We start from the raw sequence: 20,586 nt of genomic DNA, 5'->3' as shown, positions 1-20,586 counted from the left end.
GCTGCTATTGATCCGCCCGGATGAAGGACCGGATCGCCGTCGCCGCCGCCCCGCGCGCCCACTCCTCGAAGGGCAGCGGCCGGGTCACCAGGTCGCAGCGGGCGGCGGAGCCGAAGGCGGCGGCGGTGAACGCGTCGCGGATCTGCTCGGCGAACAGGTCGTACGCGGCCAGCCCCTCACCGGAGATGATCACCCGCTCGGGGCCGAGCAGGTTGGCCACGGTGGCGATGCCCCGCCCGATCGCCTCCCCGGCCCGCGCGTACACCTCCCGTGCTCCCGGGTGGCCGGCGTGGGCGAGGGCGACGGCCTCGGCGCTGTCGGTGATCGAGGTGCCCGTGATCTCCCGGACCCTGGCGACGATCTCCGCGTCCCCCGCGTACGCCTGCAGGCAGCCCCGCTTGCCGCAGTGGCAGGCCGGGCCGGCCGAATCGATGGTGACATGCCCGATCTCGCCGGCCACCGAGTGCGCCCCCGCGACCACACGACCGTGGACCACGAGCCCGCAGCCGATGCCCGCGCCGACGGTCACCACGGCGAAGTCGGACAGTCCCACGCCTGCGCCGAACCACTGCTCGGCGCCGGTGAGCGCACGTACGTCGTTGTCGACCGTGACGGGCAGCCCCGTGGTCATGGCGGCGAGTTCGGCGAGCGGCACGTCACGCCACTCCAGGAACGGCGAGTAGCGTACGGCCCCTTCGACGCGGTCGACCTCTCCGGCGACGGCGATGCCACAGCCCAGCACCGGCACACCGAAGCCGTCCGCCTCGGTGAGCAACTCCCGTACCAGCTCGGCGACCGAGGCCAGCACCGCCTTGGGCGCACGGGCGGGCAGGGGAAGGTGCCGGGCGACGCGGATCCGGCAGCACAGGTCGGTGAGGACGCCGAAGATCTCGTCGCCGGTGATCTTGATGCCGATGAACAGCGCTCGCCCGCCGTCGACGCGGACAAGGCTCGCGGGCCGCCCCACGACAGGACGTACCTCGTCGTCCGCGTCCTCGACCAGATAGCCGGCCTCGATCAGCGGGCGGACCGCCTTCGTGACGGCGGCGGCGGACAGCCCCGCGCGCCGGGCGATGTCGGCGCGGGTGAGCGGGCCGTGGGACAGGACTGTGGTGAAGATCTGCGAGGCGGCGGGCGTATGGGCCGGAAACACCTCGGCACCGAAGGTCGAGGGTGTCGAGGACATCGAGGGCATGGCCGGAACCTAGGTCGCTTATTTTCCGCTGTCAATGAAAGAAGCAGGGATGGAATGAAGTACCACTGTGACCGCCCCTAGACTTGCGAAAGACCGAAACCAGCACCCCATTGACACATGATCGATGGTCACGCGAACGTGAGGCACCATGCCGCTGATCTCCCACGACCCGGACACCGGGGTCTGGCTGCTGACCACCCCGAGCACGTCGTACGCGCTGCGGATCGACGAGACCGGCGCGCCCTGTCATCTCGCGTGGGGTCCGCGGCTCACCCTGCCGGAGGCGGGCGCGCTCATCGTTCCGGCGGTCGAGACGGCGAGCAGTTTCGAGGGGCGGCCTCCGGTGGGCGAGGAGCTCCCCGTCGACGGCGGCACCCGCTACGGCCCGCCCTCGCTCCAGGTCCGGTACGCGGACTCCTCCCGTGGCTTCGAGTGGGTGCCGACCGGCCACCAGGTCCTCGAACCGGCTTCCGGGGCGAGCGAGTTGGTGCTGGAGTTCCGCGATCGCCGCTATCCCCTGCATGTCGCACTGCACTACGCGGTCCGCGCCGACACGGACGTCATCGAGCGCCGGACCGTGATCCGCAACGCCGGTGACGAGCACCTCGACCTGCTGCGTGCCGACTCCGCCGCCTGGACGCTGCCGCCGCTCCCCGGCTATCGGCTCAGCCATGTCACCGGCCAGTGGTCGGCCGAGAGCCAACTCCGGCGCGACGCCCTGCCGTTCGGCGAGACGGTGCTGACCAGTCGGCGCGGTATCACCAGCCACCACGCCAACCCCTGGGTGATGCTCGACTCGGGCGAGGCGAGCGAGGAGCACGGCCGGGTGTGGAGCGCGGCCCTCGCCTGGAGCGGGAGTTGGCGGATCACGGCCCAGCGGACCCCCGACGGGCTGGCCGGCTTCACCGGAGGCGTCGGCCACGAGGGGACGTCGGTACCCCTCGCGCCGGGTGAGGAGTTCGCCACGCCGGTGTTCGCCGGGCTGTGCACGGACGGCGGGTTCGGGGCGGCGAGCCGTGCCTGGCACACGTACACGACGACCCATGTGCTGCCCCGGGCGCGGGAGTCGGCGCCGGTGCTCTACAACTCGTGGGAGGCCACCGGCTTCGACGTCGACGAGGCGAGCCAGAAGGCGCTGGCCGAGCGGGCCGCCGTACTCGGGGTGGAGCTGTATGTCGTGGACGACGGCTGGTTCGGGGCGCGGCGCAGCGACCGCGCGGGTCTTGGCGACTGGACGCCGACTCCGGAGCGCTTCCCCGAGGGGCTCGGGCCGCTGGCCGACGCCGTGCACCGCCTCGGGATGCGGTTCGGGATCTGGGTCGAGCCGGAGATGGTCAATCCGGACAGCGCGCTGTACCGCGAACACCCGGACTGGGTAGTGCACGTACCCGGGCGGGCGCGTACCGAGATGCGCAACCAGCTCGTCCTGAACTTCGCGCGGGACGAGGTGGCCGAGTGGGCGTACGGCTGGCTGACCCGCCTGGTCGGGGACCACGGGGTCGACTTCCTCAAGTGGGACATGAACCGGGCGTTCGGCGAGTCGGGCTGGCCGGAGCAGCGGGACGGCAACGACCGGCTGTGGACGCGGTACGTGGCGAATCTGTACGGCGTCATCGACCGGCTGCGCGCCGACCATCCCGGGCTGCGGGTGGAGACGTGCAGTGGCGGTGGTGGCCGGGTCGACCTCGGCATCCTGTCCCGTACGGATCAGGCGTGGACGTCCGACAACACGGACGCCGTGGACCGGCTGGTGATCCAGCACGGGTTCGGGCAGGTGTATCCGGCGCGTGCCATGTCGGCGTGGGTGACCGACGTGCCCAATCAGCTCACGGCGCGTTCGGTGCCGCTGCGGTTCCGCTTCCACGCGGCGATGTGCGGGCTGCTCGGGATCGGCGGTGATCTGACGCGCTGGTCCGAGGAGGAGCTGGCGGAGGGCGCGGCGCTGGTGGCCGAGTACAAGAAGGTGCGGCATGTCGTGCAGCACGGGGAGCTGTACCGGCTGTCGGGGCCGCTCGGTGAGGAGCCGACGGTGGTGGAGTACGTCGGTGAGGACGCGGCCGAGGCGTTGGTGCTGGGCTTCCGGTACGGGCCTCGGCACGGTCTGCCGCGGATTCCGGTGCGGTTGCGGGGGCTGACGCCCGGCGCCCGGTACCGGGACGCGCACACGGGTGCCGTGCACCACGCGAACGTGCTGAGCGAGTACGGGATGCGGCTCGATCTCGCGCCCGGCGACTGGTCCAGCACGGCCGTTCATCTGGTGCGCGTCGAGGAGTCGTAGCCGCCCGCTTTCCCCGGTCGGCTGTCGTCGGCCGGGGAACTGCGGCGCCCTGGCCGGGCGTTATAGGGGCAAGGCCCCTATGGGGCACGAACGACGACCCCAGGGCAGGCGCGATGAGCGAGTTGGTCCCCGGGGGCAACACGCCCCTGCCGGGCGGCACCCTCACGCTCCGGGTGCCGGGCCCGTTCGATGTCAGCGCGCTGGTGACGGACGACGGCGGCAAGGTCGGCGGCGACGCCGACTTCGTGTTCTACAACCAGCCGACGGCACCGGGAGCCCGGCTGCACGGCGACACCCTCACCGTCGACCCGGCGGGCCTGCGCCCAGGCGCGACACGCGTCACGGTGGTCGTCAGCGCCGCCCACCCCGGTACGGCGCTGGGGGGACTGCCCGCGCCGACGCTCAATGTCTCCGGCCCCGGGGGTCGCCCGCTGGCCCGGTTCACACCGCCGCGCCCGCGCCAGGAGACGGTGCTGCTGCTGGCGGAGTTGTATCGGCGGGGCACCGGCTGGAAGCTGCGCGCGCTGGGGCAGGGATACGCGGACGGGCTGGCGGGCCTGGCCCGGGACTTCGGGGTGGATGTCGCGGACGACGGGCCTTCGGCCTCTGCCGGATCAGGCATGGCTGGGGCGGGCATGGCCGGGCCTGGGTCGGCCGGGTCGGGCACGGCTGGGGCGGGCGCAGCTGGATCCGGCTCGGTCGGGTCGGGCATGGCCGGAAATGGGTCGGTCAGGTCTGGCTCGGTCGGGTCTGGGTCAGCCAGGTCGGGCATAACCGGATCCGGTTCGGTCGGGTCGGGCACGGCCGGATCTGGGCCGGCCGGGTCGGGCATAACCGGATCCGGCTCGGTCGGGTCGGGCACGGCCGGATCTGGGCCGGCCGGGTCGGGCATAACCGGATCCGGTTCGGTCGGGTCGGGCACGGCCGGATCTGGGCCGGCCGGGTCGGGCTCACCGCTCCCGGCAGCAGGTGTGCCCCCGCGTACGCCATCCCGCTGGTCCGACGCGGCCTCGCGGTTGTCGGGGGCCGCCTCGCGCCTGTCGGAGGCGGCGGCCTCTCGCCGGTCCCGGTCGACGGGCACCCCGTCACCGGCCGCCGCGCCTGCCGCCGGTGCGCGCCCCGGGTCGGTGTCCCCGGGCGCCTTCGCCGCACGACCGGGTTCGCTCTCCCCCGCCGACGACTTCCTCACCCTCGTCAACTCCGCCCGTGCCGCCGCCGGTTCGCCGCCCGTCTCCCTCGACGAGCGGCTCCGCGCCGCCGCTCAGGCGCACGCCGCCGACATGGCCTCGGCCGGCCGCCTCGGCACCGAGAGCCGGGACGGCACCTCCGTCCACCAACGCGTCACGGCCGCCGGATACACGTATCTGACCGTCGGCGAGCACCTGGTCTCCGGGCCGCGTACGCCCGAGGAGTTCGTCGACTACTGCCTGCGCACGGAACAGGCCCGGCGGACCCTGCACGACCCGGCGTTCACCCAGGTCGGCCTGGCGTACGTCACCGGGTCCCGTACGGGGGACACGTACTGGACCGCGCTCTGGGCCCGGCCCCTCCTGCCCGGGGACCTGGACCGGACGGCCGCCGAGGTCACGGACCTCACCAACCGGGAGCGGGCCCGGGCCGGGCTGCCGCCGCTGGCCACCGACGCCCTGCTCACCCGGGCCGCGCAGGCGCACAGTACGGACATGGTGGTCCGCGCGTTCTACTCCCACACCGGGCCCGACGGCAGCCAGCCTTGGGACCGGGCCGCCGCCGCGGGGTCCACGCGGCGCACGATCGGCGAGAACATCGCGTGCGGGCAGCGCTCCCCCGCCGAGGTCGTGGAGGGCTGGATGAACAGCCCCGGCCACCGCGCCAACATCCTCAAGCGAGAGTTCACGCACATAGGCATCGGTTTCGCGGGCGGCGGCAAGGCGGGCACGTACTGGACGCAGCTCTTCGGCGCCTGAAGGTCTTCTCCGCGGTTCCGCCTGCCTACGGTTTGCGCGCGACGCCGCCCAGTGCGATCACGTCCCCCACCCCACGTGCCGTCTCGGGATCGGGGCGCCAGTCGGTGATGGGGACGACACCGGGGGCCAGCAGTTCCAACCCGTCGAAGAAACCGGCGAGTTGCTGCGGGCTCCTCAGGTAGTAGGGCACGGCTCCGCTCTCGTTGTAGAGCCGGGTGGCCTCGACGTTGGCCTTGTTGGTGTCCACGCTGTCGTTGAAGGCGAACCAACTGCCCGGCGGCAGCGCGTCCATCAGCGCGCGGACGATGGCCCGTGCCTCGTCGTAGTCGGCGATGTGCCCGCTGACCTGCATCAGCGTGAGCGCCACCGGCCGGCTGAGGTCCAAGGTCCGTGCCGCTTCCCGGAGTACGGCGTCCGGGTCGTGCAGATCGGCGTCGATGTAGCCGGTCACGCCCTCGGGCGCGCTGGTGAGCAGGGCCGCGGCATGGGTGAGGACCAGGGGGTCGTTGTCCACGTAGACGATGCGGGCGTCGGGGGCGACCCGCTGGGCGATCTCGTGGGTGTTGTCCGCCGTGGGCAGGCCCGTGCCGATGTCCAGAAACTGCCTTATCCCGACCTCGCCCGCCAGATGGCGCACGGCCCGGCCGAGGAAGGCGCGGGAGTCACTGGCGAGGTCGGTGATGCCGGGGAAGATCTCCCGGAAGGCGTCGCCCGCCTCGTGGTCGACCGGGTAGTTGTCCTTGCCGCCGAGCCAGTAGTTCCAGATCCGGGCGGAGTGCGGCACCGTGGTGTCGATCTTCTCCGGCGTCTGTGTGCCGAGGGCGGACGAGTCCTGCGTCACCGGGCAACCTCCTTGTGGCGGAACGTAGTTGGCCCTGCCCTACAACGTAGCGTCACCACCCTGCTGACAGGGGGTCGTCCGATGCGCAAGGGGGCGCTTCCGGCCGCGTCACTCCCCCGGATTCTCTCCGTTCCGCGCGTTCTCCTGGCGGAACGGCACCCTGCGGGACACGATGCCCCCATGAAGGGTGACCTCTTTTCCAGTCAGTACATGGTCCAGCCGGCCACAGCGCCCGGGATGACCGTCGAGAACGCCAAGTCCATCAAGTACGCGGTCAACGGGGAGATGTTGGCCCGCCAGGGCGCGATGATCGCCTTCCGCGGCAACCTCCAGTTCGAGCGCAAGGGGCAGGGCGTCGGCGGCATGCTGAAGCGTGCCGTCACGGGTGAGGGGCTGCCCCTGATGGCGGTGCGCGGGCAGGGCGAGGCGTGGTTCGCGCACGAGGCGCAGAGCTGTTTCATCGTCGAGATCGACCCGGGTGACGTCTTCACGGTCAACGGCCGCAACGTGCTGTGCTTCGACGCGTCGCTGACGTACGAGATCAAGACCGTGAAGGGGGCGGGGATCAGCGGCGGGGGCCTGTTCAACAGTGTCTTCACCGGGCAGGGGAAGCTCGGCCTGGTCTGCGAGGGCAGTCCGCTGGTGATCCCGGTCTCGCCGCAGTATCCGGTGTACGTCGACACGGACGCCGTCGTCGGCTGGTCGGCCGGCCTCCAGACGTCGCTGCACCGTTCGCAGTCCTTCGGCTCGATGATCCGCGGCGGTTCCGGCGAGGCCGCCCAACTGATGCTCCAGGGCGAGGGGTTCGTCGTCGTACGCCCGAGCGAGGCGACCCCGCAGAAACCCCAGCAGCACTGACGACGGCGGGGCTGTGCGGGAGATCACGTGGCGAGATCGTGTACAGGCCGACACCTCAGGTCCAGTGAATTCACCCAATTCTTCGCACACGTGCTCGGCGCAGATGAATAAAAGGGGAATCGGGCCCAGGAGTTGCCGAATAATTGAACACACCCCGTCGCACCCGTCGTACCTGTGGGAAAGGTGAGAGCCAGGGGTTCAGCGAGGGATGGCCATGGTCAAGGCGCACGTCTCCACACACGAGTTGGTGGCCGGCAGGTACCGACTCCTCGATGTCGTCCATCGCGAAACGAACCGGGTCTCCTGGTACGGCGAGGACACCGCATCCGAGCGCCCGGTCGTCCTGACCCAGATCCAACTCCCGCCCGATCCCCGGGAGCAGACCGCCCGCCGGACCATCGCCCGGGTGATGCGCGCGTCCGAGATCCTCGGGCTGGTGCTGCCCGGGCGGGTGGGCGCCGTGATCGACGTGGTCGAGGAGTTCGGCACGCTGTGGACGGTCGCCGAGTGGATCGACGGCACGCCGCTCAGCGAACTCCTGGAGCGGCAGGGCACGTTCAACTACGTACGGGCGGCGCGCATCACGCTCGAAGTGCTCGACGTGCTGGACGCGGCGCACCGCGAGGGCATCGTGCACGGCGAACTCAGCCCCGGCCAGGTGTTCGTGCGGGACCAGGGCCCGGTCGTGGTGACCGGCTTCGGCCTGGCCGGCGCCACCTCCGCGTCCCGGGTCGGCGCACCCGCGTACGCCTCGCCCGAGCAGGCCCACGGGGCGCGCGCCGAGCCGTCGGCCGACCTGTGGGCGCTCGGCGCGATCCTCTACGCGATGGCCGAGGGGCGGCCGCCGTTCCGTGACCGGGGTCGGCCCGACGCCACGCTCAAGGCGGTCGACCGGCTGCCGCTGCGCAGCCCGGTGCGTTCCGGTCCCCTCACCCAGGCCATCACGGGGCTGCTGCGCAAGAACGCCCGGGAACGGCTGACCGCTCCGGTGGTGCGGGACGCCCTGGTCCGGGTCATCAGGGAGGACCCCGACACCTCGGACGAGCCGATGCCCTCCGCCCGGCTGCGCGGCGCCTGTGCCGGTGCCGCGCGGCGGGCCGGCCGGACCTGGAACAGACGCGGCACGAACAAGCTCGCCGTCGCCGGTACGGCCCTGGCCGCCGTCACGGTCACCGTCGCGGTCCTCGCCACGACGGACAACCTGCCCGGCCTCAATGTCTCCGCGTCCGGCACGGACACCAGCCCCTCGGTCGCCGCCCCGGCCCCGTCGGCCTCCTCCGCCGGCGGGAACACCGCCCTCCCCGAGCAGCCCCCCGAGCCGAGCGCCACCGCCTCAGGAGCGGTCTCACCGTCGCCGTCGGCCCCGGCCACGTCCCCCGAGCCCTCGCCCACGCCCACCGCCTCGGGCCCCGCCACCGACGCCAACGCGCTGCCCGCCGGGTTCCGGGTGTACAACGCCCCGGAGGGGTTCTCCGTCGCGCTTCCCCAGGGCTGGAAGCGGCTGAGCGAGGACATCTCCCCCGGCAACATCGCCTATCGCATCGTGTTCGGCGCCGACGACGACCCGCGCACGCTGACCGTCACCTACAGCGAGGCGCTCCGGGCCGACCCGGTCGCCGTGTGGCGCGACGACGTCCAGCCCGGTCTGATCGCGGCGGGCATCGGCTTCCAGCGAATCGGCGAGATCCGGGCGACGAACTATCGTGGCCGGAGCGCCGCCGACATGGAGTGGACGTCCGACTTCGAGGGCATCCGGATCCGTACGTTCGGCCGGGGCTTCCTCACCGGCCAGAACACGGGCTACTCGCTGCGCTGGACGACACCCGCCGCCGACTGGAACGACACCGCCAACCGGCAGGCGCTGAACACCTTCCTGCGGACCTTCAGAGAGTGAGCCGCGTTCAGCCATGGCTGGGGACACGTGTCGACCACCGGGTGTGCGAGCCCGGTGACAGGCCGGGATCCGGGTCGGGCCCGGTCTGCCGAAGCAGCGTCAATGAGCGCATATAGGCTGCCTGTCTGCACCTTCGCAGTCCGTCCAGCCTTGCCCGGGAGAGTCACCTGTGACCGTAGCGATCGCCCCGTCCGAAGCATCGGAGATGCCCGAGCCGTCCGAGACACCGGAGGTGTCCCCCGTGTCCGAGGAGTTCGACGGGTCCGACTGGTCGGAGCCGGCCGCCGAGCCCGACAACGTTTCCTCCGAGGCCTCCGTCGACCTCGACGTGTCTCCGCTCGTGGCGCGTGACGCGCAGGAGTTCGGGGCCTACGCGCGGACCGGGGGCTGGACCTTCGGGCTGAAGGTGGCGCGCAGCGTGCGGCCCGGCGGTGAGTCCGCCGGGGAGACGCCGAAGGTCTCCGCCAAGGAGTTCGCCGGGCTCGCCGACTGCTCGCCCGAGCGGGTCATGCGCTACTACAAGGCCTGGGACAAGGCCGCCGACGACGGTGTCGTCCCGCACTTCGAGGCACTGGCGCCGGGCCAGGACGTCGAACTCCCGGGCTACGACCTGTGGCTCACGTACTACAGCTCACGTTCCAGCGCCGGTTCGGAGCGCGGCACCGCCATCACGGAGGCCGCCGAGGCCGAGGGCATCCGGCCGACGAAGGCGCTGGAGGTCGCGGAGAACCCGACCGCGCTGCGGGCCGCGATCATGGCGGACCCCTCGACGGCCCGCGCCGCCCGGCACGCCCTGCTCGACCGGATCAAGGAGGACCCGGATCTCCAGGCCGAGCTGGCGCGCGACATCGTCCGCACCGACGACCTGAAGAAGGCCGTCGCGACCGAGTCCCGCTCGGCCGACCGGGTCGGATACGTCCGCCAGATCGCCGAGTCCGGCCAGGTCAAGACGCCCGCCGGGCAGACCATCGACGCGCCCGTCGACCTGCGCCAGGAGGCGGAGCGTCACCTCTCCCTCCTCGACGAGCTGGACGAGGACGAGGACACCGGCGAGTGGGCGAGCGAGGCCTACGACACCCTCAAGAGCCTCGTCGTCGAGGCCGTCGAGGCCGACCCCGAACTGCGTGTCCAGGAACGGCGGACGAAGTTCTACAGCAGCCTGTCGAAGGCGACGAAGGCGTTCGAGGAACTGACCTTCGACGACGTCGAGGAGTTCGCCGAGGACGACATGGTCCAGCAACTGGAGGAACTCCAGGAGGCCATCTCCTCGTGCATCTCGGCGCTGCGCGCGTCACGCACCGCACCCGCGTAGGGACTTGGGGCGCTCCGGGCTGAGTACTCGTACTCATGCCCGGGACCGGGCCGCTCCCCCACGATGATGCTCCCACCACAAGGAGCGTCCCGATGCCCGCAGTCGACACCCTCTCCCCCACCCTCCCGGCGGCCACCGGCGCCCCGCGACGGCACCTTCCCGTGCTGCTCGCCGGGCTGGTGGCCGTCGGACTCGCGGTGTCGGTGTGGCAGCCGCACGACCTGATGACCTGGTTCCTGGAGACGGTCTGGATCCTGGCCGGACTGCCCTTGATCGTCCTGACCTGGCGGCGCTTCCCGCTCACGAACCTGCTGTGCTGTCTGCTCGCCCTGCACGCGCTCGTCCTGATGGTCGGCGGCCACTACACCTACGCGCAGGTTCCGCTCGGCGACTGGGCGCGCGACACGTTCGGCCTCGACCGCAATCCGTACGACCGGCTCGGCCACCTCATGCAGGGCTTCGTGCCGGCGATTCTCGTACGGGAGCTGCTGAGCCGTACGTCACCGCTGCGCGGCAGCCGCTGGCTCGCGCCGCTGACCGTGTGCGCCTGTCTCGCCTTCAGCGCGGTGTTCGAGATGTTCGAGTGGGCTGCGGCGGTGATCGGCGGCGCCGCGGCCGACGACTTCCTGGCCACGCAGGGCGATGTGTGGGACACGCAGTGGGACATGTTCTGCGCGCTGATCGGGGCGACCGTCTCGCTGCTCGTGCTGAGCCGCGTCCACGACCGGCAGCTCGCGGCGGTGCGTGCTCAGTCCTCGGTGTAGCGGTGGCGCGTCCACATCGGCACCGCGACCCAGCAGGCCAGGTACCAGACGACGACGCCCGCGACCAGCCAGGGCACGAAGTCGTTGTGGGTGGCCACCCGGAGGACCAGCAGCAGCGCGGAGATCATCGTCGCGAACAACAGCACCAGACCGGCGAGGGTCAGCCGTGAGGCCCATTGCACGGCCTCGGGTTTCACCTGGCGGCCGGAGACGATCCGGTGCAGGGCGACCGGTCCGATCAGGGCGCCGGTGGCGGCGGCGCCCAGGACGACGGTGACGATGTAGATCGTGTGCTCCGTGTCGCCCAGTTGCTCGTAGCGCGGGGTGAACACGACGGTCAGCAGGAAGCCGAACAGGATCTGCACACCCGTCTGGGCCACCCGGACCTCCTGGATCAGCTCGCCCCACCTGCGGTCGGCGCGCTCCTCCTCGGTCTCTTCCCGCCCCCGGTCGAGCGTGCCGCCCTCACCGTCGGTGTCCGACATGGTTCCTCCCGGCATCCGCGTCCTGACGTGTCTCTCGGCTCCGAGTGCCCCGTCGAGCGCGGTTCGATCAGATCCCGGCCGGGCGGTTTGGATGATCGGCTGGATGGTTACCCGAGGTGCACCACGGTGGCCACAGTGGAGGAGGTCCGGCCATGTCCGGAACACAGCTCACCCTCACGGTCAGCGGCGGCAACGCCGCCGACGCGCAGACGGTCGTACGGGCCCTGGAGTCGGCCTTCGGACCGGCGGACGAGTTCCCGGGGGACGACGACGGGCACTCCACGGTGCACACGGCCGCGTTCACGGTCGGTACGGAGTCGCACGCGCCCGGTCATCCGAAGCACGAGCCGCTGTCGGCGCCCGTGACGGTCACCGTGCAGGGCACGCCCGAGGCCGTCCGCTGCGCGGGCGCCACCCTCACCGGTACGTTCACCGCCCACGACCGGGGCAGCGTCTCCGGCGACCAGGAGCAGCAACGGCAGCTGCTCCTGGAGCCGTGACACGCATACGTCCGCCTGCTACCAGCGGCTCTCCACCTGCGCCTTGATCCGGCGGTCGTAGAGGTCCTGGATCGCGGTGAGCGTCTCCTGCGACAGCGGCGGCAGGGCGGCGGTCGCCGCGTTGGCGAGGGCCTGCTCGGCCGAGCGGGCGCCCGGGATCACCGTGGTCACACCCGGCTGCTGAAGGATCCAGCGCAGCGCCAGCTGGGCCGGGGTGTACCCCTCCGGGGCGAGGGCGGAGAACTCGGCCGCCGCCTCGACGCCGGTCGCGTAGTCGACGCCGGAGAAGGTCTCGCCCTGGTCGAAGGACTCGCCGTGCCGGTTGTAGGTGCGGTGGTCGTTCTCGGGGAACACCGTGTCCTTGGTGTACTTGCCCGACAGCAGGCCCGAGGCGAGCGGGACCCGGGCGATGATGCCGACGCCCGCCTTCTCGGCGGCCGGGAGCACCTCGGCGAGGGGCTTCATGCGGAACGCGTTGAGGATGATCTGCACGCTGGTCACGCCCGGGCGGGCGATCGCGGTGAGCGCCTCCTCGCAGGTCTCGACGCTGACGCCGTACCGCGCGATGCGCCCCTCGTCGACCAGGGTGTCCAGGGCGTCGAAGACCTCGTCGGAGGAGTAGACCGGGGTCGGCGGGCAGTGCAGCTGGACCAGGTCGATCCGGTCGACGCCGAGGTTGCGCCGCGAACGGTCGTTCCAGGCGCGGAAGTTGTCGAGGACGTAGTTCTCGGGGATCTGGTCGACCCGGCGGCCCATCTTCGTCGCGACCAGGATGTCCAGCTCGGGCCTGCCGCGCAGGAAGGTGGCGATGGTCTGTTCGCTGCGCCCGTCGCCGTACACGTCGGCGGTGTCGAAGAAGGTCACTCCCGACTCGACCGCCGCGTCCAGCACCGCGAGGGCGTCCTTGTCCTCCACGTCGCCCCAGTCGGCACCCAACTGCCACGTTCCGAGGCCGATGACCGACACCCGCTGACCCGACCTACCGATTACACGCTCGTCCATGGCGTCAGTCTGTCATCCGTCCGGCCTGCCTGCGGACAGGGCCAGACGTCACCCACACGAGTGAATTGATGAAAGCGGCAACTAACTCGTTCCGGTCACCCTTTAGCGTGACCGGATGACTGATCACCTGGCACGCCGGGGCTTCCTCCTCGGCGCGGCCTCCCTCGCCCTCGTGGCGATCGCGGCCGATCCGGCCGTCGCCGCCGCCGAGCTGCCCGACTTCCCGGCGGAAGTCACCCCCTACCGCTCCGGCTATCGCAACTGGGTCGGCGAGATCACCGCCGACGGCCTGTGGGCATGCGCGCCGGCCGACCCCGGCCAGGTGGTCGACGTCGTCAACTGGGCCTGGCAGCACGGCTGGACGGTCCGTGCCCGGGGCTCCGCGCACGGCTGGTCGCCGCTGACGATCACCGACGGTACGGAGTCCGACGCACCCGTGCTCCTGATCGACACCGCTCCCCATCTCACCGGGATCGCCCTGGAGTCGACCGGCCCCGCCGCCGTACGCGCCGGCACCGGGATCACCCTGGAGGCCCTGCTCACCCACCTGGAGCAGCACGGACTCGGGGTCACCGCCGCGCCCGCGCCCGGCGACCTGACCCTGGGCGGCGCGCTGGCCGTCGACGCCCACGGCACCGCCGTACCGGCCGACGGGGAGGCCCGGCAGCCCGGTCACACGTATGGCTCGCTCAGCAACCTGGTGCTGTCGCTGACGGCGGTGGTGTGGGACGAGGACGCCGACGCCTATGTCCTGCGGACGTTCGACCGCGACGAGGCGGACTGTGCGGCGCTCCTCACCCACCTCGGCCGGTCCCTGGTCGTCGAGGTCGTGCTGCGGGTGGGGGCCAACGCGAACCTGCGCTGCGTCAGCCGTACGGACATTCCGGCGTCCGAGCTGTTCGCGGCACCCGGCGGCGACTCCGGCGCGCGTACCTTCGCGAGCTTCCTCGACGAGGCCGGGCGGGTGGAGACGATCTGGTTCGCCTTCACCGAGTTCCCGTGGCTGAAGGTGTGGAGCGTCGCCCCGACCAGACCGCTCACCTCACGGCGCGTGTCGTCGCCGTACAACTACCCCTTCTCCGACAACGTCCCGACCCTGGTGGCGGACCTCGTCGGGCGGATCCTGGCCGACGGTGCCTGGTATCTCGCGCCGGTCCTCGGCAACGCACAGCTGGACGTGGCCGCGCTCGGGCTGGTGGCGACGCTGTCGGCGGACATCTGGGGGCCGTCGAAGAACACGCTGCTGTACGTCAAGCCGACGACTCTCCGAGTGACCGCGAACGGCTACGCGGTGCTGACCAGCCGGGACCAAGTGCAGCGCGTGATCGCCGAGTTCACCGCGTTCTACCGGGAACGCCTCGCCGCGTACGCCGCCCTGGGCCGCTTCCCGGTCAACGGCACCGTCGAGATCCGCGCCACCGGCCTCGACCGGCCGGGCGACACCGACTCGGCCGGCGCCCGGGCCCCGCTGCTGTCCGCGCTGCGCCCCGTCGACGGGCACCCCGAGTGGGACACCGCCGTCTGGCTGGACGTCCTGACGCTGCCCGGGACTCCGTACGCGGAGGCGTTCTTCCGCGAACTCGAACAGTTCCTGCTCGGGACGTACGACGGCGGGCACGCGCTGACCAGGGTCGAGTGGTCGAAGGGGTGGGGGTACACGGACACGGCTGCGTGGAGCGACGAGGAGGTCATCGGGACGGCCGTACCTGCCTCCTACGGGGACGGCGTGTGGCAGCAGGCCGTCGGGACCCTGGACCGGCTCGACCCGCACCGGGTGTTCGGGAACGCGTTCCTCGACCGGCTGTTGCGCTGACGCTCCGTCAAGGGGTCAGCAGGGCCTGCACGGTGGGCGCGTACCGGTCCACGATGTCGTCGATCGTTGCCTCCCGCAGATGCGTTCCCCGGGCGATGCCGTACATGACTCCCAGGCCGAGCAGCGTGCCGACGGCCAGTTCGGCGCGCAGGCCCGGTTCGGGGCCGGTGAGGCGGGCGGCGAGGCGCTCGCTCACCTGGGTGCGGAAGTTGGCGCGCATGATGTCGCCGCGGTCGCCCTGGAGGGGGGCGAAGACGATCCGCAGGACGGGGTCGACGCCGCGCTCGGACTGGCCGGTGAGGAGCAGGCGGACCATGTGGCGGCCGAGGCCGTCGAGGGGGGCGTCCAGCAGGGCTTCGGCGTCCTGGTCGAAGGACATCACTCGGGTGAAGAGGGCGTCCTTGTTGCCGAAGTACTTGAGGATCAACGGCGGGCTGACACCGGCGCGTTCGGCGACCGCCTTGAGCGTGATGTCCGCTTGGGCGTAGCGGGCGAGGAGATGACGGGCGGCGCGCAGGATGGCGGCCTTCGTCTGTTCCGCGTCCCTGCGCGGGGTCGCCCCCGGGGAGGATGAGGATTCAGTGCCGGTGTCGGTCGTCGGTGGGGTACGCACGGCACTCATGCTCCCTCCATCGCCCCGTCCCGGACTCCCTTGGTGCGGCCACGGGCGCGCCGGGGGCCGCCGGTGACCGGGTCGCCGGGGATGGTGAGGGCCGCCGTGCAGGCCAGCAGGGCGACGACGCCCGCCATCCCGAACGCCAGCAGATAGCCGTGCAGGGTGGGCACCGGCGTACCGGCGACCGGGCTTGTGTGGCGTACCAGCACGGCGACGACCGCGGCACTGCACATGGCCTGGCCGACCGTGCGCATGAGGACGTTGACGCCGTTGGCGGAGGCGGTCTGGCCGGGCGGTACGGCCCGCAGGATCAGCGTGGGCAGGGCCGAGTACGCGAAGGTGGTGCCCAGACCGACGACCGAGGCGCCCACGATGATCATCCACAGGTCGCGGCTGTCCGCGATGCGCACGACGTAGCCGAGCGCGATGACCGCCGTGCCGATGACCAGGGTGACGCGCGGCCCGTACGTCGTCGAGACGCGGGCGGAGACGGGCGAGAACACCAGCATGACAATGCCGCCGGGCAGCAGGACGAGGCCCGTCTCGACGATGGACAGGCCGAGCCCGTACCCGGTGGCCTCGGGCGCCTGCACCAGCTGGGCCGTGACCAGGGAGTTGGAGTAGAAGGCGAACCCGGTCAGCAGGGCGGCGACATGGGACAGCCCGACCCGGGGCCTGGCCACCAGCCGCAGGTCCACCAGGGGCTCCCGGGCGCGCAGTTGCTGCCACCACCACAGGCCGAGCACCCCGACCGCGCCGAGGAACAGTCCCAGGATGCGCGGGCTGCTCCAGCCCCACTCGCCGCCCTCGACGATCCCGAGGAGCAGACACACCAGCCCTACGGCCAGCCCCAGCGCGCCCACGACGTCGAAGCGCCCCGGTTCCCGGACGGGCGACTCGCGCACCGCCCACCACACAGCCATCACGCCCGAGGCGCCCAGCCCGGCGGTGGCCCAGAACATGACGTGCCAGTCCGCGTACTGGACGATCAGCGCGGCGAGCGGCAGCCCCAGGGCCGCGCCGATCCCGACGGTGGCGCTCATCAGCGCGACCGCGCTCCCCGTACGCTCCGGCGGCAGTTCGTCGCGCAGGATGCTGATCGAGAGCGGTACGACGGCGGAGGCGGCGCCCTGGAGGGCGCGGGCGGTGATGAGCACCCCGATGTGCGACGACAGGGCGCACATGACCGAGCCGACGACCATCAGCCCGAGGCCCGCGATGAGCACCCGCCGCTTGCCGTACATGTCGCCGGCCCGTCCCAGTACCGGGGTGAGGACGGCGCCGGACAGCAGGGTCGCGGTCACCATCCAGGAGACCGCGCCGGGCGAGGCGCCGGTCAGCCGGGGCAGATCGGGCAGGAGCGGGATGACGACGGTCTGCTGGACCGCGTAGAGCATCCCGCCGAACGCCAGCGCCGGAACGGTCATCCGCTCGCGCAGGCTCCGCGGAGGCGCGGCCGACGGGCCGGACGACCGGTCGGATGTCGGGACAGGCTGGTCCATCGGTACTCCAGCGGCCGGCCGCTCTGCGCGACAAAAAAATGGGGTGAATGGCGATTCACCATAGCGGTGAATCGCCATTCACCCAATAACAGCGGCCGTGACCAGGCTATTTTCCGGAGATCTCGGCCTCTTCGCGGGTACGGGAGGCCAGCACCCGGCTCTGCGCGGTACGGGCGAGCTTCGGCCCGAGCCAGCGCTTGAACCGGCGCAGCGCTTCGAGGCGCCCCGCCGCCCGGTCGATGCCGTAGTACAGCTGGGGCGGCACGTACGGCAGGAGCGGCGAGTGACGCTGGCCGAGCAGGGCGAACATACGGGCCGGGGGCAGCCGGATGTAGCGCGGCAGGTTCTCGTACCACTGGGCGCTGTAGCGGGCCGCGCTCTGGATGGAGAGCAGTTCCGACTTGCGCTGGTTCTCGTACGCGGTGAGGGCCGTGGGGAGTTCGGCGTGCGTGCGGAGGGCGTCGGCCAAGGCGATGGCGTCCTCCAGGGCGAGGGTGGTCCCGGCGCCGATGGAGTAGTGCGTGGTGTGGGCGGCGTCGCCGAGCAGGACGAGGTTGCCGTGCTGCCAGGTGCGGTTGGTGAGCGTGCGGAAGTTGAGCCACTGGGCGGCGCCGTCGGCGGCGGAACGGCCGATCAGGGGGTTGCCGTCCAGCACGTCGGCGAAGAGCTTCTCCAACTGGGCGAGACCGTCGGCCTCGTTCGCCCGGTCGAGGCCGAGGCCGGTCCAGGTCTCGGGGGAGCATTCGACGACGCAGGTGCTGTGGTCCTGGCTGTAGCCGTAGCCGTAGCACCAGATCCAGCCGTGCTCCGTCTCCTTGAAGGCGAAGGTGAACGCGTCGAAGACTTTGGTGGTGCCGAGCCAGATGTACCGGTTGCGTCCGGCTCGTAGCCCGGCGCCGAAGTGTTCGGAGTGCTGTTCGCGCAGCGCGCTGTTGACGCCGTCGGCGGCCACGACGAGGTCGGCGTCGGCGAGTTCGGCTGCGTCGGTGATGCCGTGCTCGAACTCCAGCCGTACGCCCAGTTGTCGGGCCCGGTCGGCGAGGATGTCGAGGAGCTTGTGGCGGCCGATGCCGAAGCCCTCGTCGCCGGGGTGCCGGGTCGCGCTGTCGCCCACGTGGGCCACTCCGTGGTTCCAGGACACCGAGGCGTCGGCGACGGCCCGCGCGGAGTCGCGGTCGTGCTCGTGGAGCTTGTCGAGCAGTCCCTGCCAGTAGGTGACGCCCCAGCCGTAGGTCGAGCCCGCCGGGTCGCGCTCGTACACGGTGATGTCGTGGGACGGATCCTGGAGCTTCATCAGGATCGAGAGGTACAGGCCGGCGGGCCCGCCTCCGACACAGGCGACCTTCACACACACCCCTAGCGATTACAGAAGGTGGTCAGTTCGCGTCGGAGAGTAGCAGGGTGTGGGGGTGCGGAATGTGTGGTTCGTCGGCTGCGGGCCGGTGGGGGCTGGTCGCGCAGTTCCCCGCGCCCCTGGGAGGCTGCCCCTGCGGGGCGCCTCAGGGGGCCTCTGCTGTGCGGCACTCCGGGTGGCCCCAGCCCTGCGGGTTCTTGGCGATCGTTTCGCCTGCCGCGTAGGCGCGGCCGCAGACGCAGCGGCCCGGGAACTTCGCCTTGAGGGTGCGGTTGTTGGAGGAGTTGGCGCTGCGCGGCCGGGACGTCTTCGTGCCTGACGTCTTCTTGGGCGTCGAGCGTGGGGTGTCCGGCGAGGCCGGGGGTTCCGGGGAGCCGAGGTCGCTGCCTGCCGACTGCTGGACGATCGCGGCCTGGCTGGCGGCGCGGTCGGCGAAGTCGTTGAGCTTGTCACCGTCGACCTGGTGGGCGGGGACGTAGCGGAACTCGACGGAGCGGCCGTCGAGGAGTTCGTCGATACGGACGACGAGTTCCTGGTTGGCGACCGGCTTGCCGGCGGACGTCTTCCAGCCCTTACGCTTCCAGCCGGGCAGCCAGGTGGTGACGGCCTTCATCGCGTACTGGGAGTCCATGCGGATCTCCAGCGGTACGTCCGGGGCGACGGCCGTCAACAGGCGTTCCAGAGCGGTGAGTTCGGCGACGTTGTTCGTGGCTCTGCCGAGCGGCCCGGCCTCCCAGCGAGCGGGGCTCTCCGAGCCGTCGGCCACCACCCAGGCCCAGCCCGCCGGTCCCGGATTTCCCTTCGAGGCCCCGTCGCAGGCGGCCACCACTCGTTCACGCATGCGCTCGATCATGCCATGCGCGAACCGGGCCCCCAGCCGCCCCGTCGGGTGCCTCCGTCAGCCCACGTCCGTCGACTTGGGCATCTCACCGGCCGTCGTCGTCAGGTCGATGATGGAGAAGTTGGCGCCCTGCGGGTCGCTCAGGGCGGCGAACCGGCCGAAGGGGCTGTCCATGGGTCCGAAGCGCAGCACTCCGCCGAGCTTGGTGGCGGTGGCGACGGCGTCGTCGCAGTTGGCGACGCTGAAGTAGACGTTGATGTACGGCGGCATCTGGGGCGGGAAGTCGTCCGTCATCCGCATCCGGCCCAGGACGGTGTTCTCGCCCAGGTCGTACATACGGAAGTCGATGGCGTCGTCCTGCATCTGCTTCGCCGAGTAGCCGAAGACGGCCGGGAAGAAGGTGTCCGACTTCTCCACCTCGCGTGTGAAGACCTCGGCCCAGCAATAGGCGCCGGCCTGTTCCGCTCCCGCTTCGAAGCCTTCGTGGGTACCGGCCTGCCAGACGCCGAAGACGACGCCGCCGGGGTCGCGGGCCAGGCACATGGTGCCGAACTCGCCCACCTGCATCGGCTCCATCAGCAGCTCGCCGCCGTTCTCACGGATCTTGGAGGCGGTGGCGGCGGCGTCCGGCGAGGCGATATACAGACACCACGCGGACTGCCCTTCCTGCCCGGGCATGGGCGGGACGACGGCGGCGACCGCCTTGCCGTCGGCGTAGGCCTGCGTGTAGTTGCCGAACTCCGACGACGACTCGCCGAAGGTCCAGCCCAGCACCTCGCCGTAGAAGTTCTTGGCTCCCTCGACATCGCTGAACATCGCGTCGGCCCAACAGGGGGTTCCCTCAGGTTGCACGGCCATGATTCCGGCCTCTCCGGTCTCGTCGGGTGGTCCGAATTCTCACGCTAGTCAGGCTTCGGCCGAGGCGCGCGCCGAGCGACCCGGGCTGTTACAGACTGGAAGGCATGGCCGACGGGACGATGCGTGCGTGGGCGGTGGAGCGGCCCGGCCCGGTGGGGCCCGGGCAGGGGCCGTTGCGGCTGGTCGAGAGGCCGGTCCCGGTGCCCGGCGCCGACGAACTGCTGGTGCGTGTGCGCGCGTGCGGGGTGTGCCGGACCGATCTGCATGTCGCCGAGGGGGATCTGCCCGTGCACCGGCCCGGGGTGACGCCCGGGCACGAGGTGGTGGGCGTGGTGGCCGGGGCCGGACCGGCCGTGCGCGGTTTCGCGCTCGGTGACCGGGTGGGTGTGGCCTGGCTGCGTCGCACGGACGGTACCTGCGTCCACTGCCGGCGGGGGGTGCCTCTATGTCTTTCGTCAAGCGAGGCGGGGGGTTCGGTGTTCGTAGAAGGTGCCGTCGCGGAGCATCGCGAAGAGCACGCTGATGCG

At 71.4% G+C, this 20,586-nt stretch carries 16 protein-coding genes and 3 pseudogenes; 10 read left to right on the top strand and 9 right to left on the bottom strand.

What is annotated here, in order from left to right:
* Window positions 1-4 precede the first annotated feature (4 nt).
* Window positions 5-1,186 (bottom strand): ROK family protein, encoded by a 1,182-nt coding sequence (locus ACWCRB_RS27450; protein ID WP_450998602.1) that lies wholly within the window; start codon window positions 1,184-1,186, stop codon window positions 5-7.
* 157 nt (window positions 1,187-1,343) lie between these two features.
* Between ACWCRB_RS27450 and ACWCRB_RS27445 the strand changes: the two genes are divergently transcribed.
* The 3 genes and pseudogenes from ACWCRB_RS27445 to ACWCRB_RS27435 all read left to right on the top strand — a co-directional run.
* Window positions 1,344-3,473, top strand: coding sequence for an alpha-galactosidase (locus ACWCRB_RS27445; protein ID WP_450998582.1), 2,130 nt, complete (start codon window positions 1,344-1,346; stop codon window positions 3,471-3,473).
* Between the two features lie 113 nt (window positions 3,474-3,586).
* Window positions 3,587-4,084 (top strand): annotated as a pseudogene (locus ACWCRB_RS27440) (TerD family protein); the annotation flags it as partial.
* Window positions 4,085-4,555: 471 nt separating this feature from the next.
* Window positions 4,556-5,419: pseudogene (locus tag ACWCRB_RS27435) on the top strand (CAP domain-containing protein); the annotation flags it as partial.
* A gap of 25 nt (window positions 5,420-5,444) precedes the next feature.
* On the opposite strand, the gene ACWCRB_RS27430 reads toward ACWCRB_RS27435, so the two are convergent.
* Entirely contained in the window at window positions 5,445-6,260 is an 816-nt protein-coding gene (locus ACWCRB_RS27430) for an SAM-dependent methyltransferase (RefSeq protein WP_450998581.1), read from the bottom strand.
* Window positions 6,261-6,440: 180 nt separating this feature from the next.
* On the opposite strand from ACWCRB_RS27430, the gene ACWCRB_RS27425 reads away from it, so the two are divergent.
* The 4 genes from ACWCRB_RS27425 (at window position 6,441) to ACWCRB_RS27410 (ending at window position 11,088) form a co-directional block, all read left to right on the top strand.
* Complete coding sequence (locus ACWCRB_RS27425) at window positions 6,441-7,118, top strand: AIM24 family protein (RefSeq protein WP_450998580.1); 678 nt, start codon at window positions 6,441-6,443, stop codon at window positions 7,116-7,118.
* A 214-nt stretch (window positions 7,119-7,332) separates the two neighbouring features.
* The gene (locus ACWCRB_RS27420; protein WP_450998601.1) at window positions 7,333-9,012 is read left to right on the top strand and encodes a protein kinase domain-containing protein; all 1,680 of its coding nucleotides are present in this window, start codon (window positions 7,333-7,335) and stop codon (window positions 9,010-9,012) included.
* 169 nt (window positions 9,013-9,181) lie between these two features.
* Window positions 9,182-10,324, top strand: a complete 1,143-nt coding sequence (locus ACWCRB_RS27415) for a hypothetical protein (protein ID WP_450998579.1) — start codon at window positions 9,182-9,184, stop codon at window positions 10,322-10,324.
* A gap of 92 nt (window positions 10,325-10,416) precedes the next feature.
* Entirely contained in the window at window positions 10,417-11,088 is a 672-nt protein-coding gene (locus tag ACWCRB_RS27410; protein ID WP_450998578.1) for a DUF2238 domain-containing protein, read from the top strand.
* On the opposite strand, the gene ACWCRB_RS27405 is transcribed toward ACWCRB_RS27410, so the two are convergent.
* Window positions 11,073-11,573, bottom strand: coding sequence for a DUF6328 family protein (locus ACWCRB_RS27405; protein ID WP_369031189.1), 501 nt, complete (start codon window positions 11,571-11,573; stop codon window positions 11,073-11,075). The two genes, ACWCRB_RS27410 and ACWCRB_RS27405, sit on opposite strands and share 16 nt — an antisense overlap.
* Window positions 11,574-11,725: 152 nt before the next feature.
* On the opposite strand from ACWCRB_RS27405, the gene ACWCRB_RS27400 reads away from it, so the two are divergent.
* On the top strand, window positions 11,726-12,073 hold the full coding sequence (locus ACWCRB_RS27400) for a hypothetical protein (RefSeq protein WP_389356523.1): 348 nt from the start codon (window positions 11,726-11,728) through the stop codon (window positions 12,071-12,073).
* Between the two features lie 18 nt (window positions 12,074-12,091).
* Here the strand turns inward: ACWCRB_RS27400 and ACWCRB_RS27395 are convergent, their stop codons facing one another.
* Window positions 12,092-13,075: an aldo/keto reductase gene (locus ACWCRB_RS27395; protein ID WP_450998577.1), complete on the bottom strand. Its 984-nt coding sequence runs from the start codon at window positions 13,073-13,075 to the stop codon at window positions 12,092-12,094.
* Between the two features lie 115 nt (window positions 13,076-13,190).
* Between ACWCRB_RS27395 and ACWCRB_RS27390 the strand changes: the two genes are divergently transcribed.
* A complete protein-coding gene (locus ACWCRB_RS27390) occupies window positions 13,191-14,888 on the top strand; it encodes a cholesterol oxidase substrate-binding domain-containing protein (protein WP_450998576.1) in 1,698 nt (565 codons plus the stop codon).
* 7 nt (window positions 14,889-14,895) lie between these two features.
* Here the strand turns inward: ACWCRB_RS27390 and ACWCRB_RS27385 are convergent, their stop codons facing one another.
* The 5 genes from ACWCRB_RS27385 to ACWCRB_RS27365 all read right to left on the bottom strand — a co-directional run bounded on the left by ACWCRB_RS27385 (window position 14,896) and on the right by ACWCRB_RS27365 (window position 20,059).
* Window positions 14,896-15,510 carry a TetR/AcrR family transcriptional regulator gene (locus ACWCRB_RS27385; RefSeq protein WP_450998575.1) on the bottom strand — a complete coding sequence of 205 codons (615 nt, stop codon included), beginning with the start codon at window positions 15,508-15,510 and terminating at the stop codon, window positions 14,896-14,898.
* A complete protein-coding gene (locus tag ACWCRB_RS27380) occupies window positions 15,507-17,006 on the bottom strand; it encodes an MFS transporter (RefSeq protein ID WP_450998574.1) in 1,500 nt (499 codons plus the stop codon). Before ACWCRB_RS27380 ends, ACWCRB_RS27385 begins: the two co-directional genes overlap by 4 nt.
* A gap of 106 nt (window positions 17,007-17,112) precedes the next feature.
* Window positions 17,113-18,354: an FAD-dependent monooxygenase gene (locus tag ACWCRB_RS27375; protein WP_450998573.1), complete on the bottom strand. Its 1,242-nt coding sequence runs from the start codon at window positions 18,352-18,354 to the stop codon at window positions 17,113-17,115.
* A 151-nt stretch (window positions 18,355-18,505) separates the two neighbouring features.
* Window positions 18,506-19,213, bottom strand: coding sequence for a ribonuclease H family protein (locus tag ACWCRB_RS27370; RefSeq protein ID WP_450998572.1), 708 nt, complete (start codon window positions 19,211-19,213; stop codon window positions 18,506-18,508).
* A gap of 45 nt (window positions 19,214-19,258) precedes the next feature.
* Complete coding sequence (locus tag ACWCRB_RS27365) at window positions 19,259-20,059, bottom strand: VOC family protein (RefSeq protein WP_450998571.1); 801 nt, start codon at window positions 20,057-20,059, stop codon at window positions 19,259-19,261.
* A gap of 104 nt (window positions 20,060-20,163) precedes the next feature.
* On the opposite strand from ACWCRB_RS27365, the pseudogene ACWCRB_RS27360 reads away from it, so the two are divergent.
* Window positions 20,164-20,505, top strand: a pseudogene (locus ACWCRB_RS27360) (alcohol dehydrogenase catalytic domain-containing protein); the annotation flags it as partial.
* Window positions 20,506-20,586: the final 81 nt, after the last annotated feature.

The sequence above is a fragment of the Streptomyces sp. NPDC002156 genome, assembly GCF_053593675.1.
Note: the sequence above shows the minus strand (reverse complement) of the source record. Positions and strands in the feature narration are given on the sequence as shown.

Coding starts and splice junctions, on each gene's coding strand:
- ACWCRB_RS27395 (WP_450998577.1), bottom strand. CDS start 13,075: ATGGACGAGCGTGTAATCGGTAGGTCGGGTCAGCGGGTGTCGGTCATC.
- ACWCRB_RS27445 (WP_450998582.1), top strand. CDS start 1,344: ATGCCGCTGATCTCCCACGACCCGGACACCGGGGTCTGGCTGCTGACC.
- ACWCRB_RS27370 (WP_450998572.1), bottom strand. CDS start 19,213: ATGATCGAGCGCATGCGTGAACGAGTGGTGGCCGCCTGCGACGGGGCC.
- ACWCRB_RS27425 (WP_450998580.1), top strand. CDS start 6,441: ATGAAGGGTGACCTCTTTTCCAGTCAGTACATGGTCCAGCCGGCCACA.
- ACWCRB_RS27410 (WP_450998578.1), top strand. CDS start 10,417: ATGCCCGCAGTCGACACCCTCTCCCCCACCCTCCCGGCGGCCACCGGC.
- ACWCRB_RS27380 (WP_450998574.1), bottom strand. CDS start 17,006: ATGGACCAGCCTGTCCCGACATCCGACCGGTCGTCCGGCCCGTCGGCC.
- ACWCRB_RS27385 (WP_450998575.1), bottom strand. CDS start 15,510: ATGAGTGCCGTGCGTACCCCACCGACGACCGACACCGGCACTGAATCC.
- ACWCRB_RS27400 (WP_389356523.1), top strand. CDS start 11,726: ATGTCCGGAACACAGCTCACCCTCACGGTCAGCGGCGGCAACGCCGCC.
- ACWCRB_RS27405 (WP_369031189.1), bottom strand. CDS start 11,573: ATGTCGGACACCGACGGTGAGGGCGGCACGCTCGACCGGGGGCGGGAA.
- ACWCRB_RS27390 (WP_450998576.1), top strand. CDS start 13,191: ATGACTGATCACCTGGCACGCCGGGGCTTCCTCCTCGGCGCGGCCTCC.
- ACWCRB_RS27450 (WP_450998602.1), bottom strand. CDS start 1,186: ATGTCCTCGACACCCTCGACCTTCGGTGCCGAGGTGTTTCCGGCCCAT.
- ACWCRB_RS27420 (WP_450998601.1), top strand. CDS start 7,333: ATGGTCAAGGCGCACGTCTCCACACACGAGTTGGTGGCCGGCAGGTAC.
- ACWCRB_RS27365 (WP_450998571.1), bottom strand. CDS start 20,059: ATGGCCGTGCAACCTGAGGGAACCCCCTGTTGGGCCGACGCGATGTTC.